12 protein-coding genes are annotated in these 13592 nt (G+C 62.0%); all 12 read right to left on the bottom strand.

The window, feature by feature from the left end; translation table 11 throughout:
- Positions 1–3 precede the first annotated feature (3 nt).
- From ACMGG8_RS09730 to mraZ, 12 genes are read right to left on the bottom strand one after another with little or no spacing between them, the layout of a single operon-like run.
- Complete coding sequence (locus ACMGG8_RS09730) at positions 4–960, bottom strand: D-alanine--D-alanine ligase (RefSeq protein WP_060840962.1); 957 nt, start codon at positions 958–960, stop codon at positions 4–6.
- Positions 957–2414: a UDP-N-acetylmuramate--L-alanine ligase gene (murC, locus tag ACMGG8_RS09725; RefSeq protein ID WP_414159507.1), complete on the bottom strand. Its 1458-nt coding sequence runs from the start codon at positions 2412–2414 to the stop codon at positions 957–959. Before murC ends, ACMGG8_RS09730 begins: the two co-directional genes overlap by 4 nt.
- A complete protein-coding gene (murG, locus tag ACMGG8_RS09720) occupies positions 2407–3477 on the bottom strand; it encodes an undecaprenyldiphospho-muramoylpentapeptide beta-N-acetylglucosaminyltransferase (RefSeq protein ID WP_414159506.1) in 1071 nt (356 codons plus the stop codon). The genes murC and murG overlap by 8 nt, the downstream gene beginning before the upstream one ends.
- Positions 3467–4684 carry a putative lipid II flippase FtsW gene (ftsW, locus tag ACMGG8_RS09715; RefSeq protein ID WP_016966663.1) on the bottom strand — a complete coding sequence of 406 codons (1218 nt, stop codon included), beginning with the start codon at positions 4682–4684 and terminating at the stop codon, positions 3467–3469. The genes murG and ftsW overlap by 11 nt, the downstream gene beginning before the upstream one ends.
- Positions 4681–6027 carry a UDP-N-acetylmuramoyl-L-alanine--D-glutamate ligase gene (gene murD / locus ACMGG8_RS09710; protein WP_060840965.1) on the bottom strand — a complete coding sequence of 449 codons (1347 nt, stop codon included), beginning with the start codon at positions 6025–6027 and terminating at the stop codon, positions 4681–4683. Before murD ends, ftsW begins: the two co-directional genes overlap by 4 nt.
- Positions 6028–6032: 5 nt before the next feature.
- Positions 6033–7115, bottom strand: coding sequence for a phospho-N-acetylmuramoyl-pentapeptide-transferase (gene mraY / locus ACMGG8_RS09705; RefSeq protein ID WP_016966661.1), 1083 nt, complete (start codon positions 7113–7115; stop codon positions 6033–6035).
- A complete protein-coding gene (locus ACMGG8_RS09700; protein WP_414159505.1) occupies positions 7115–8482 on the bottom strand; it encodes a UDP-N-acetylmuramoyl-tripeptide--D-alanyl-D-alanine ligase in 1368 nt (455 codons plus the stop codon). Before ACMGG8_RS09700 ends, mraY begins: the two co-directional genes overlap by 1 nt.
- A complete protein-coding gene (locus tag ACMGG8_RS09695; RefSeq protein ID WP_414159504.1) occupies positions 8475–9938 on the bottom strand; it encodes a UDP-N-acetylmuramoyl-L-alanyl-D-glutamate--2,6-diaminopimelate ligase in 1464 nt (487 codons plus the stop codon). Before ACMGG8_RS09695 ends, ACMGG8_RS09700 begins: the two co-directional genes overlap by 8 nt.
- Positions 9938–11677 (bottom strand): peptidoglycan D,D-transpeptidase FtsI family protein, encoded by a 1740-nt coding sequence (locus tag ACMGG8_RS09690; protein ID WP_016966658.1) that lies wholly within the window; start codon positions 11675–11677, stop codon positions 9938–9940. The genes ACMGG8_RS09695 and ACMGG8_RS09690 overlap by 1 nt, the downstream gene beginning before the upstream one ends.
- Complete coding sequence (gene ftsL, locus ACMGG8_RS09685; RefSeq protein ID WP_016966657.1) at positions 11674–11967, bottom strand: cell division protein FtsL; 294 nt, start codon at positions 11965–11967, stop codon at positions 11674–11676. The genes ACMGG8_RS09690 and ftsL overlap by 4 nt, the downstream gene beginning before the upstream one ends.
- A complete protein-coding gene (gene rsmH, locus ACMGG8_RS09680; RefSeq protein ID WP_060844574.1) occupies positions 11964–12911 on the bottom strand; it encodes a 16S rRNA (cytosine(1402)-N(4))-methyltransferase RsmH in 948 nt (315 codons plus the stop codon). Before rsmH ends, ftsL begins: the two co-directional genes overlap by 4 nt.
- The gene (mraZ, locus tag ACMGG8_RS09675) at positions 12908–13363 is read right to left on the bottom strand and encodes a division/cell wall cluster transcriptional repressor MraZ (RefSeq protein ID WP_011063319.1); all 456 of its coding nucleotides are present in this window, start codon (positions 13361–13363) and stop codon (positions 12908–12910) included. The genes rsmH and mraZ overlap by 4 nt, the downstream gene beginning before the upstream one ends.
- Positions 13364–13592 lie beyond the last annotated feature (229 nt).

Here is a 13592-nt window from a genome sequence, read left to right as displayed (position 1 = left end):
GACTTAACCTCTCGCCTCAAGACTGGCTGCCAGGATGGCCAGGACCAACTGCTGGAAATCCAGACCGGCCGCACGGGCGGCCATCGGCACCAGACTGTGATCGGTCATCCCGGGAGCGGTGTTCACTTCCAGGAACCAGAACTGCCCCTGGGCGTCCTGCATCACATCGGCACGTGCCCAACCGGCAATACCGAGCGCCTCACAGGCTTTCGCCGTGAGGTCCATCAGTTCCTGTTCCTTGGTGCTATCGAGGCCGCATGGAATCCGGTACTGGGTATCGGAAGCCAGGTACTTGGCGTCGTAGTCGTAAAACGTGTGAGGAGTGCCCAGGGCGATCGGTGGCAGCACCTGACCACGCAGGGTCGCGATGGTGAACTCGGGACCCTGGATCCATTGCTCGACCAACACTTGCGAATCGTAGGTACTGGCCGCCTTCCATGCGTCGATCAACTCGGGCGCGGAAGTCACCTTGGCCATACCGATACTGGAGCCTTCATGAGCCGGTTTGACGATCAAAGGCAGGCCCAGTTCCGCCACCGCGGAAATACAGTCGGCTTCCGAGCTCAGGACCGCGTGACGCGGCGTCGGAATGCCCAGGCTGTGCCACACCTGCTTGGTGCGCAGCTTGTCCATGGCCAGGGCCGACGCCAGGATGCCACTGCCGGTATAAGGAATGCCCAGGCACTCCAGCAGACCTTGCATGCTGCCGTCTTCACCGCCACGGCCGTGAAGAATGATGAAGGCGCGATCGATCTTCTCGCTCAAGAGACGCTGCAGCAGATCGTCGCCGACGTCGATGCCGAAAGCATTCACGCCGCCGCTCTGCAGGGCTTCAAGCACAGCCTTGCCGGACTTCAGCGAAACTTCGCGCTCGGCGCTCTTGCCGCCATAGAGCACGGCAACCCGGCCGAAGTCGCCCGGGGCCACGGTGGAGAACAGCTTGGCGTAGGCAGCCGTCATTTCGACACTCCCTTGCCCGCGACCACAGCGCCGTCGAACAACGGGCTGTTAAGCAGTTTGGGCGCCAGACCGCCGATATCACCGGCGCCCTGACACAACAGAATGTCACCGGCACGCAGCAGCGGCTTGACCAACGGCGCCAGATCGACGCCACGCTCGATGTAGATCGGATCCAGCTGGCCACGCTGACGAATGCTATGGCACAGCTGGCGACTGTCCGCCCCGGGAATCGGCTCTTCACCGGCCGGGTAGACCTCCATCAACAGCAAGACGTTGGCATCGGCCAGCACCTGCACGAAATCGTCATACAGATCGCGGGTACGGCTGAAGCGGTGCGGCTGGTAGACCATCACCAGGCGGCGCTCCGGCCAACCGCCACGCACGGCCTTGATCACCGCGGCGACCTCGGTCGGGTGGTGACCGTAGTCGTCCACCAACATGACGTTGCCGCCGTCCACCGGCAGCTCGCCGTAGACCTGGAAGCGCCGGCCCACGCCCTGGAAGCCCGACAGGCCCTGGACAATGGCTTCGTCGCTGATGCCCTCATCGGTGGCGATGCAGATGGTCGCCAGGGAATTGAGCACGTTGTGGTTGCCCGGCATGTTCACCGAGACATCCAGCGGCTCGCGATCGCGGCGCAGCACGGTGAAAAAGGTCTGCATGCCTTGCTGGCGAACATTGATCGCGCGCACGTCAGCTTCTTCGCTGAAGCCGTAGGTCACGGTCGGACGCTTGACCTGCGGCAGGATATCGCGCACCACCGGATCGTCCAGGCACATCACCGCCAGCCCGTAGAACGGCAGGTTGTGCAGGAAGTCGACGAAGGTTTTCTTCAGTTTGTTGAAGTCACCGTCGTAGGTCGCCATATGGTCGGCGTCGATATTGGTGACCACCGCCACCAGCGGCTGCAGATGCAGGAAGCTGGCATCGCTTTCGTCGGCTTCGGCAATCAGGTAACGGCTGGTGCCCAGCTGTGCATTGGTGCCCGCGGCGTTGAGCCGGCCACCGATGACGAACGTCGGGTCCAGGCCGCCGGCGGCGAACACCGAAGCCAGCAGGCTGGTGGTGGTGGTCTTGCCGTGCGTACCAGCCACGGCAACGCCGTGACGGTAGCGCATCAGCTCGGCGAGCATCTCCGCCCGCGGCACCACCGGAATACGTCGTTCCAGTGCAGTGGCGACTTCCGGGTTGGAGGTGTTCACAGCGCTGGAAACCACCAGTACATCGGCGTTCGCGGCGTTCTCGGCACGGTGTCCGATGAAAATCTGCGCGCCAAAGGATTCCAGGCGCTCGGTAACCGGCGACGCCTTGAGATCGGAACCCGAGACCTGGTAACCCAGGTTGAGCAGCACTTCGGCGATCCCGCACATGCCCACGCCACCGATACCGACGAAGTGGATACGGCGGATGCGGCGCATTTCCGGCTGCGGCATGGCTTTCTGGTTCTCAACCATGAGCCACCTCCAGGCAGATATTCACCACATCCAGGGTGGCATCGGGTTTGGCCAGGCGGCGTGCGGCCTGGGCCATCTTGTCGAGTCGTTCTGGTTGCATCAAAACCTCTGTCAGGCGAGCGGCAAGGTCCGCTGCACCAGTCGTTCTTTGCGGCATCAGGAAAGCGGCGCCTTCACGAGCCAAATATTCGGCGTTGCGGGTCTGGTGATCGTCGATCGCATGGGGCAGCGGCACCAGCATCGAGGGCAGACCGGCGGCGGCCAGTTCGCTGACGGTCAGCGCGCCTGCGCGACAGACCACCAGGTCGGCCCAGCCATAGGCTTGGGCCATGTCTTTGATAAAGGGCTGCACCTGCGCTTCGACGCCGGCGGCGCGATAGCGCTCTGCAGTGACTTCATCGTGGTTTTTTCCGGCCTGATGGAAGACCTCCGGACGCAGCTCGGGGGCGAGCGATGCCAGGGCTTCCGGCAGTAACTTGTTCAACGGCTCTGCCCCCAGGCTTCCGCCCAGAATCAGCAAACGCGCCTTGCGTCCGGCCAGCGCCTCGCGCGGTGTTTCGAGGAACAGTTCTGTGCGTACCGGATTGCCCGTGGTGCGGCGGCTGCCGGACGCCCCGAAGGTGTCCGGGAAAGCTTCGCAGACTCGCGCAGCCAACGGCACCAGCAGCCGATTGGCGGTACCGGCAACCGCGTTCTGTTCGTGAACGATGACCGGTACTCCGGACAACTTGGCGGCAACACCGCCAGGACCGGTCACATAACCACCAAAACCCAGCACACAGACCGGATTGAGCTGACGAATAATCCTTCGGGCCTGAAGCACCGCCTTGATCAGGACGAACGGCGCCTTGAGCAGGGACAGCTTGCCCTTGCCACGCAAACCGGTGACGTTGATCAGGTGCAACGGCAGGCCCGCAGCCGGAACCAGCTCGTTCTCGATCCCCCGGGGGGTACCCAGCCAGTGCACGCTGTAGCCTCGGGCCTGGAACTCGCGGGCACAGGCCAGCGCCGGGAACACGTGGCCACCGGTGCCGCCAGCCATGATCAGCACGTTAGCGCCCATGGAGCGGCTCCTCGGCAAAGTCACTTTCACTGAACTCCATCTCTTCGCTGCCCAGGTGAGTCCTGCTCTCCCACTCGATGCGCAGCAGCAGGCCAAGACAGGCGCAGCAGATCACCAACGAACTGCCGCCATAGCTGAGGAACGGCAGGGTCAGGCCCTTGGTCGGCAACAGGCCGACGTTCACGCCGATATTGATCAGGAACTGGCCAATCCACAGGAACGACAGGCCATAAGCCACATAAGCGGCAAAAAACTGCTTGGCTTTCTCGGCCCACAGACCGATGTACATGCCGCGGATACAGACGAACACGAACAGCGCCACCGTGCACAGGGAACCCACGGCACCCAGCTCTTCGGCCAGGACCGAGAATACGAAGTCGGTGTGGGCTTCCGGCAGGTAGAACTGTTTCTGCACGCTGTTGCCCAGGCCGACGCCCAGCCACTCACCGCGACCAAAGGCGATCAGCGCCTGGGACAACTGATAACCGGCGCCGAACTGGTCGGCCCAGGGGTCGGCAAAGTTGGTCAGACGCGCCATCCGATAGGGCTGCATCTGAATCAGCAGGACCACCGCCGCCACCGCCAGGACCACCATCAGGGAAAAGCGGAACAGCCCGACACCGCCGAGGAACAGCATGGCCGCAGCGGCGCCCATCATGACCACAGTGGCGCCGAAGTCCGGCTCCATCAGCAACAGTCCGGCCATCGGCAGCAGTACGATGAACGGCTTGAAGAAACCCATCCAGCTTTCCCGCACTTCCTTCTGCCGTCGCACCAGGTAGCCGGCGAGGTAGATCACCACAAATACCTTGGCGATCTCCGAAGGCTGGACGTTGAAGAAGCTGAAGCCGATCCAGCGCATCGAACCGTTCACTTCGCGGCCGATCCCCGGAATGATCACCATCACCAGCAGACCGAAGGCCCCGATCAGCATCATCCAGCCCAGGCGCTGCCAGGTGGCGATCGGAATCATCATGGTGACGATGCAGGCACCCAGCCCCAGCACGATGTAGATCAGGTGGCGAATCATGTAGTACAGGGCACTGCCCGACTGCGCCGCCGCCACTTCGGTGGAGGCCGAGGCAATCATCACCAGCCCCAGGCCCAGCAGGGTCAGACAGCCGGCGAGCATCGGGAAATCAAGGTCGATGCCGCGCCCGGTGATCAGCGGGGACGGATAAGGCTTGATGATGTTTCTCAGGTTCATGCCAGCTCCTCCACGACACGGACGAACTGGTGACCACGGTCTTCGTAATTCTTGAACATGTCGAAACTGGCGCAGGCGGGCGACAACAGCACCACGTCGCCAGGCTGTGCGACAGCGCGGCATTGCGCGACCGCCTCGACCAGCGAGCCGGCACGAATCAGCGGCACGGCATCCCCGATCGCGGCACCGATCTTGTCGGAGTCGCGGCCCATCAGGATCACCGCGCGGCAGTTGGCCGCCACCGGATCACGCAGGTCCTTGAACTCGGCGCCCTTGCCGTCGCCGCCGGCGATCAGCACGATCTTGCCGTCGATGTCGGCACCCAGGCCTTCGATGGCGGCCAATGCAGCGCCGACGTTGGTGGCCTTGGAGTCGTTGTAATAACCCACGCCATCCACATCCCGCACCCACTGGCAACGGTGTTCAAGGCCGGCGAAAGTGCGCAGGGCCGAAAGCATGGCGTCGAACGGCAAGCCCACGGCATGCCCCAGGGCCAGGGCCGCGAGAGCGTTGGACTGGTTGTGGGCGCCGCGGATCTTCAGTTCGCGCACCGGCAGCAGATTCTGGAATTCGAAGGCCAGGTACTTCTCGCCATTCTCTTCCCGCAGGCCGAAGCCCTTGAAGTCCGGCTTGCCCAGGCCGAAGCTCCAGCACGGCAGATTCTCGCTCAGCAGCGGCCGGGTCAGGGCGTCCTGACGATTGACCACCACTTGCCGCGCACCGCGGAAGATCCGGTGCTTGGCCAGGTGATAGGCCGGCAGGCCGCTGTAGCGGTCCATATGGTCTTCGCTGATGTTCAGCACAGTGGCCACTTCGGCACCCAGCTGATCGGTGGTTTCCAGCTGGAAGCTGGAGAGCTCCATCACATACAGCTCGACGTCGTCGCTCAGCAGGTCCAGGGCCGGGGTGCCCAGGTTGCCGCCCACAGCGACACGTTTGCCCGCGGCGGCGGCCATCTCGCCCACCAGAGTGGTCACGGTGCTTTTCGCGTTGGAACCGCTGATGGCAACGATCGGCGCCTTCGCGTTACGCGCGAACAGCTCGATGTCGCCGGACAATTTCACGCCACGGGCAGCAGCGGCCTGCAGGGCCGGAGTCGCCAGGGCCAGACCGGGGCTCACGTAGAGCTCGTCGGCGCGGCACAGGAAATCGACATCCAGCTCGCCACAACGCACTTCCACCTGGGGATAGTCACGACGCAACGTGGCCAGCTCCGGTGGATTTTCCCGCGTATCGGCCACCGCAAAAGCAACGCCCCGGTGCGCCAGGAAGCGAACCAGGGACATGCCGCTCTTGCCGAGGCCGACAACGATGCGGAAGTGGTCAGAAGCGATCAGAGACACTCGTTCTACCTCAGCTTCAGGGTGGCAAGGCCGATCAACACGAGAATCACGGTGATGATCCAGAAACGGACGATCACCCGTGGCTCGGGCCAGCCCTTGAGTTCAAAGTGGTGGTGGATTGGCGCCATGCGAAATACCCGGCGACCGGTCAATTTGAAGGAAGCGACCTGGATCACCACCGACAGGGTTTCCATGACGAACACGCCCCCCATGATGAACAGGACGATTTCCTGACGGACGATCACCGCAATGGTGCCCAGGGCCGCGCCCAGCGCCAGTGCGCCGACGTCGCCCATGAAGACTTGTGCGGGATAGGTGTTGAACCAGAGGAAGCCCAGGCCGGCACCGATCAACGCACCGCAAAAGACAATCAGCTCCCCCGCACCCGGCACATAGGGAATCAGCAGGTATTCAGCGAACTTCACGTTACCGGACAGGTAACAGAAGATCCCCAGCGCGCCACCGACCATCACGGTCGGCATGATCGCCAGGCCATCGAGGCCGTCGGTCAGGTTGACCGCGTTACTCGAACCGACGATCACGAAGTAGGTCAGGACCACGAAACCGACACCCAGAGGAATGCTCACATCCTTGAGCATCGGGATCAGCAGGGTGGTTTCCACCGGGCTTTGGGCAGTCATATAAAGGAAGATCGCCGCACCGAGACCAAACACCGATTGCCAGAAATACTTCCAGCGACTCGGCAGGCCACGGGAGTTCTTCTCGATCACCTTGCGGTAGTCATCCACCCAACCGATGGCGCCAAACGCGAGGGTGACCACCAGCACTACCCACACATAGTGGTTACGCAGGTCGGCCCAGAGCAGGGTGCTGATACCGATCGCGGAAAGGATCAGCGCGCCACCCATGGTCGGTGTACCCGACTTGGACAGGTGGGACTGCGGGCCGTCGTTACGCACGGCCTGGCCAATCTGGCGGTTCTGCAGCGTACGGATCATCCACGGCCCCAGGCACAGCGCCAAAGACAGCGCAGTCAGTACCCCGAGGATCCCGCGCAGGGTCAGGTACTGAAAGACCGCGAAGCCTTTGTAGAACTGTTGCAGGTACTCCGCTAGCAGCAGCAGCATCAATGTTTCTCCGTACTGGAGCCGCACAAAGCCGCGACGATGTTTTCCATCACCGCGCTGCGCGATCCCTTGATCAAAATGGTGGTATTGGGGTCTTGCTCGACGTTCAGGGCGGCAATCAGATCAGCCTGGCTGGCGAAGTGACGTGCATGCTCGCCAAAGGCAGCGACGGCATGCGCCATCATCGGGCCTACGGCGTAGAGGGCCGAAACCTTGCCAGCGGCATATGCACCTACTTCGCGGTGCCCCTGCTCCGCCCACTCGCCCAACTCGCCGATGTCTCCGAGCACCAGGACGGTGCGGCCGGAAAAGCCGGCGAGTATATCAACGGCGGCACACATTGAGGTGGGGTTTGCGTTGTAAGTGTCATCGATCACCCGCATGCCATTCTTGGCCAGCTGGGCGACGGTGCGGCCCTTGACCGGTTGCACGGCATTCAAGCCGGTGGCAATTCCGAACAGCGACACACCCATGGCATGGGCAGCGGTAGCGGCGGCCAGGGCGTTGGCCACGTTGTGGGTGCCCAGCAGGTTCAATTGCACCGTCTCCACGCCCTTGGGGCTGTGCAACTTGAAGGACGGGCAGCCTCGAGCATCGCGCCCTATATCAGAGGCATAAAAATCCGCAGCGCTATTGTTCAGGGCAAAGCTCAGCACTGGTCGCCCGGCAGCGCGAGCCTTCCAGATCGGGAATGCCTTGTCATCCAGATTGAGGACAGCAATCCCGGTGCTATCAAGCCCCTCGAGAATCTCGCCCTTGGCCTCGACAATCTTCTCCGGCCCGCCGAACTCACCAACGTGGGCTGTACCGGCATTGTTGATAATTGCCACATGGGGACGGGTCATGGCCACGGTGTAGGCGATCTCGCCAATACGCGACGCGCCAAGCTCGATCACCGCGGCGCTGTGCTCAGGAGCCAGCTCCAGCAGGGTCAGAGGGGCCCCCAGGTCATTATTGAGATTGCCTCGGGTCGCCAACACCGGACCGCGGGTGCGCAGGATGCTGGCGAGCATTTCCTTGACCGTTGTCTTGCCGCTGGAACCGGTCACCGCTGCCACCGGCCGGGTAAAGGCACCGCGATTCAGAGCGCCCAGTTGTCCCAGGGCCAGGCGCGTGTCCTTGACCAGCAACTGCGGCAGGGTGCTGTCGGGGACTTCACGCTCAACCAACGCAGCTACCGCCCCCTTGGCCGCCACTTCATTCAAGTAGTCGTGGCCGTCGAAACGCGGACCGGTCAGGGCCACGAACAACTGCCCGGCCTGAATGGCCCGGCTATCAATGCTAACGCCGCTAAAACGCGCATCGCCCGCGATCAGGCGGGCGTCCAGCGGAGCCATGACCTCACTGAGCAGCAGGGCTTTAAGCATGTGCCACCTCCCATGCAGTCAGGGCCTTGTCGGCTTCGGCAAGATCGGAGAAATCATGGCGCTGACCCTTGATCTCCTGATAATCCTCATGCCCCTTGCCCGCCAGTACCACCACATCATCCGCAGCAGCGGAGGCGATCAGACGGGCGATGGCCAGGCCGCGACCGGGGACAAAGTCGACCTTGTCCACCGCACTGAAGCCGACACGGATGTCATCGAAGATCTGCGCCGGGTCTTCGCTGCGCGGATTGTCATCGGTCACCAGGACGCCGTCGGCCAGGCGCTCGACCACTTCGGCCATCAACGGACGCTTGCCGCGGTCGCGGTCGCCCCCACAGCCGAACAGGCACAGCAAGCGCCCCTTGGCGTGCGGACGCAGGGCCATGAGTACTTTTTCCAGGGCATCCGGGGTATGGGCGTAATCCACCACCACCAGCGGTTGGTTGCCTCCGCCCAGGCGCTGCATGCGTCCGGCGGGGCCTTCCAGCTTGGGCAGTACGGCGAGGATTTCATCCAGGGCATACTCCAGGCCCAGCAAAGCGCCCACTGCAGCCAGGACGTTGCTCAGGTTGAAACGCCCGAGCAGCGCGCTGCGCAAGTGATGTTCGCCCTGCGGGGTTACCAGGGTGGCACGCACGCCGTCGTCGTCGAACAAGGCTTCGCGGCAATACAGGTAGGCCGAGGAATCTTCCAGGCTGTAGGTGATCAGCCGCGAGTCATGCTTGTCCGCTGCCAGTTGCCGGCCGAACTCGTCGTCGAGATTGATCACCCGGCAACGCAGGTCGGTCCAATTGAACAGCTTGGCCTTGGCTGCGCCATAGGCTTCCATGGTTCCGTGATAGTCCAGATGGTCACGGGACAGATTGGTCAGCACCGCCACATCGAATGCCAGGGCCGCCACCCGCCCCTGGTCCAGACCATGGGACGAGACTTCCATCGCCACGGCCTTGGCACCGGCATTTTTCAGATCAGCCAGCGTTGCCTGCACGGCGATAGGATTGGGCGTGGTGTGCAAACCACTTTCCAGCGCGCCATAGAAGCCTGTGCCCAAGGTGCCCACCAGACCGCAACGCTGACCCAGCAGGTCCAGCGCCTGAGCCACCAACTGGGTGACACTGGTCTTGCCGTTGGTACCGGTCACGCCCACCAGGTTCAACTGGCGGCTCGGATCGCCGTAGAAACGTCCGGCAATGTCAGACAGTTGGGCTGCCAGGCCTTTGACCGGAATCAGCGGTACATCGGTCAGCGGCAAAACAGTTGCCCCTTCCACCTCATAGGCCACAGCAGCAGCGCCGCGCTGCAATGCATCGGCAATGTGCGCTCGGCCATCGAACTTGGCGCCGGGTACGGCCAGGAACAGATCGCCAGCGCGAACGCTGCGGCTGTCCAGGGTCAGCTCACGGATCAGCAGGTCGCGACCGGCGTGGGCAAAAATCTTGTTCAGGCTAAGAGACATTAGCCGCGCCCTCCATTGGCTCGTACTGGGGTGACAGGAGCCGCGTTGGCCTGTTGTGTGGTCGGCAGGTTATCCGGAGTGATGTTCATCAAACGCAGGGTGCCGGACATCACTTTGCTGAACACCGGTGCCGATACCAGGCCACCGAAGTAGCCGGCCTTGCTCGGTTCGTCGATCACCACCACGATGGCGTAGCGCGGATCGCTCATCGGGCCAAAGCCGGCAAACAGCGAACGGTAGGAGTTCTCGGCGTAGCCCTTGGTGCCCACCGACGTCTTGCGCGCAGTACCACTCTTGCCAGCCACGTGGTAAGCCGGGACCTGGGCACGGAACACGCCGCGCGGCGCCTCGATCACCTGCTGCAGCATGCCCTGCATGGTTTTGGCGACGTTTTCCGGAATCACCTGGGTGGTTTGCGGCGCCTTGTCGGATTTGATCAGAGTCAAGGGAGCAATACGCCCATTGTTGGCCAATGCGGAGAACGCATGGACCAGCTGGATCGCCGTCACGGAAATACCGTAGCCATAGGACAAAGTCGCGGTCTCGGCCTTGCGCCACTCCCGGTAATTGGGCAGGTTGCCGACACGCTCACCCGGGAAGCCCAGCCCAGTGTCCTGACCCAGACCGATTTTCTGCGCCAGGCGGAAAATCGTCTCACCGCCAATGTCGAAGGCGATCTTGCTCATGCCCACGTTACTGGAATTGATCAGAATCCCGGTCAGGTCGAGTACAGGTCCTTCGGTCTTGGATACGTCACGAATGGTGTACTTGCCCAACTGCAGGGTGCCCGGATAAACCTCGACGGTATCGCTGGGCTTCCAGCGACCGGTTTCCAGGGCCGCGCTCATGGAGATCGCCTTCATGGTCGAGCCGGGCTCGAACACGTCGATCATCGCGCGATTGCGCATCATTGCCGGCTGCAGGTTGCGACGGTTGTTCGGGTTATAGGTCGGCTGGTTGACCATGGCGAGGATCTCGCCCGTCTTCACGTCCATGATCACCAGGCTGCCGGCCTTGGCACCGTTCTCGACGATGGCATTGCGCAACTCACGGTTGGCCAGATACTGCAGGCGCAGGTCAATCGACAACGCCAAGGGCTTGCCGGCCTTTGCGTTCTTGGTGACCTGGACATCCTTGATCAGTCTACCGCGCCGGTCCTTGATCACCTGACGCTTGCCAGGCACACCAGCGAGCCATTCGTCATAGGCCAGTTCGACGCCTTCACGTCCACGATCGTCAATGTCGGTGAAGCCCACCATGTGCGCAGTCACTTCGCCGGCGGGATAGAAACGGCGGAACTCCTCGATGCCATAGACACCAGGCACCTTCAGGTCGAGCACAGCCTGCCCCTGCTCCGGAGTGAGCCCCCGAACCAGATAGATGAATTCTTTGTTGGCCTGGGCTTCGAGACGCTCGGCCAGCGCCTTGGGGTCTTGACCGAGGGCCATGGCCAACGCCGGCCAACGATCCTTGGCCACCTGCATTTCCTTGGCGTTGGCCCACAGGGTAGTCACTGGCGTACTCACCGCCAGAGGCTCGCCATTGCGATCGGTGATCAGACCGCGGTGCGCGGGAATAGGGATATGTCGAACACTGCGGGCATCGCCCTGCCCTTTAAGGAAGTCACGATCGACCACCTGCAGATCGATGATGCGCCAGCCAATCGCCGACACCATGACCGCCAGCAAGCCCAGCACCACGCGAAAACGCCAGGGATAGAGCGCGCCTTCAAGCTTCATGGCGCCACCATTCGAACTTCGGCCGCACCTGGGATGTGCATTTTCAACTGCTCGGTGGCCAGTACTTCAATCCGGCTATGAGCGGTCCAGGTGCTTTGTTCAAGGATCAAGCGACCCCATTCAGCCTGGGCCTTGTCGCGCACACTCAGCTCGCCGTAGAGCGTATTGAGCAGCAAACGGTTCCAGTGGGCGCTGTAGGAAACCGCGATCGCGGACACCAGCACCCCTACGAATAGCAGCAGCATGAAAAAGCTTCCGCCTGGAAGCGGCTTGGCGAAGAGCTTGCTCACCGAAGCTTCTCCGCAACACGCATGACGGCACTACGAGCACGCGGGTTGGCCTTGAGTTCGGCCTCGGAGGCGAACTGCGCTTTGCCATGGATCTTGATTTTCGGCACGAAGGCTTCGAAACGCACCGGCAGGTTACGCGGCAGATTGTCAGACTCGCCTTTCACCAGGCGACGCATGAACAATTTGACGATGCGATCTTCCAGGGAGTGGAAACTGATGACCACCAGACGGCCACCCACTTCCAGAGCGTCCAGCGCGGCTTCCAGGCCAGCCTCCAGATCACCCAGCTCGTTATTCACATGAATGCGCAAACCCTGGAAAGCCCGGGTCGCCGGGTTCTTGCCCTTTTCCCAGGCTGGGTTGGCCACCTTGAGCACTTCAGCCAGATCGGCAGTGCGCTCGAAAGGCTGGATCTCACGACGTTCGACCACTGCTCGCGCCATGCGACCGGAGAAGCGCTCTTCGCCGTACTCCTTGAATACGCGGGCGATTTCCTCCACTGGCGCGGTGGCGATGAACTCAGCGGCACTGATGCCACGAGTCGGGTCCATACGCATATCCAGGGGGCCATCATTGAGAAAGCTGAAGCCGCGCTCAGGATCGTCCAGCTGGGGGGACGACACGCCCAGGTCGAGCAGTACGCCACTGACCTTGCCGGCCAGCCCGCGCTCGGCGACTTCCGAACCCAGCTCGGCAAAACTGCGCTGCACAACGACAAAGCGGCCGTCTTCGGCCGCTAGCGCTTGCCCGGTGGCAATCGCTTGGGGGTCTTTGTCGAATCCGAGGAGCCGGCCCTCCACCCCGAGCTTGCTGAGAATCAGCCGGCTATGCCCACCACGGCCGAAGGTGCCATCCAGATAGCAGCCATCAGGCCGCACGGCGAGAGCCTCGACGGCTTCGTCAAGCAGCACGGTGATGTGGTTAAAGCCGCTATCAATAGTCACAGGATCAAATCACGCAGTTCATCAGGCATGGCGCCCGGTTGTTGAATAGCCGCCAGGTCCGCTGCGGAAACAGCATTCCAGGCATCCTCGTCCCACAGTTGGAACTTGTTCAGTTGGCCCACCAACATTGCGCGCTTATCCAACTTGGCATATTCACGCAGGCGCGGCGGTACCAGAAAACGACCACTGCCATCGAGTTCAAGATCGACGGCATTACCAATCAGCAAACGCTGCAAACGACGGTTCTCTTCGCGCAGCGAAGGCAGCGCGCGCAGTTTGGTTTCTATCAGCTCCCACTCGTCGAGAGGGTAAACACACAAACAAGGATCAACAGCATCGATCGTGACGATTAACTGCCCAGAACTTCGCGAAACGAGCTCGTCACGATACCGGCTCGGCATGGCGAGACGGCCTTTTGCATCGAGACTGATAGCGTTAGCTCCGCGAAACACGTCAGCGTTTCTCCAAATTTTAGCGTTTTGCGCTCATAAAACCCACTTCATGCCACTTTCCGCCACTTGCGCACACTATAGGAATGCGCCCACACCACCGTCAAGGCGCGCAGCGACGGAAAAGCCTTATAGAACGGAGATTTAGGACACTAAGAGGAGAGGCAACGAGAATTCGAGGGGCATTCCAGAGCATTAACTTCAGGCAGCTCAATAAGCTGCAATGCGAAGT

It is taken from the genome of Pseudomonas sp. BNK-45, from assembly GCF_047456255.1.
In the GTDB taxonomy this organism is placed as follows: Bacteria; Pseudomonadota; Gammaproteobacteria; order Pseudomonadales; family Pseudomonadaceae; genus Aquipseudomonas.
This window is presented reverse-complemented; position numbering and strand designations above follow the sequence as displayed.

What these genes read in the sequence shown, in the direction of transcription:
- ACMGG8_RS09730 (WP_060840962.1), bottom strand. Translation starts at nt 960, where the DNA reads ATGACGGCTGCCTACGCCAAGCTGTTCTCCACCGTGGCCCCGGGCGAC.
- murC (WP_414159507.1), bottom strand. Translation starts at nt 2,414, where the DNA reads ATGGTTGAGAACCAGAAAGCCATGCCGCAGCCGGAAATGCGCCGCATC.
- murG (WP_414159506.1), bottom strand. Translation starts at nt 3,477, where the DNA reads ATGGGCGCTAACGTGCTGATCATGGCTGGCGGCACCGGTGGCCACGTG.
- ftsW (WP_016966663.1), bottom strand. Translation starts at nt 4,684, where the DNA reads ATGAACCTGAGAAACATCATCAAGCCTTATCCGTCCCCGCTGATCACC.
- mraY (WP_016966661.1), bottom strand. Translation starts at nt 7,115, where the DNA reads ATGCTGCTGCTGCTAGCGGAGTACCTGCAACAGTTCTACAAAGGCTTC.
- ACMGG8_RS09700 (WP_414159505.1), bottom strand. Translation starts at nt 8,482, where the DNA reads ATGCTTAAAGCCCTGCTGCTCAGTGAGGTCATGGCTCCGCTGGACGCC.
- ACMGG8_RS09695 (WP_414159504.1), bottom strand. Translation starts at nt 9,938, where the DNA reads ATGTCTCTTAGCCTGAACAAGATTTTTGCCCACGCCGGTCGCGACCTG.
- ACMGG8_RS09690 (WP_016966658.1), bottom strand. Translation starts at nt 11,677, where the DNA reads ATGAAGCTTGAAGGCGCGCTCTATCCCTGGCGTTTTCGCGTGGTGCTG.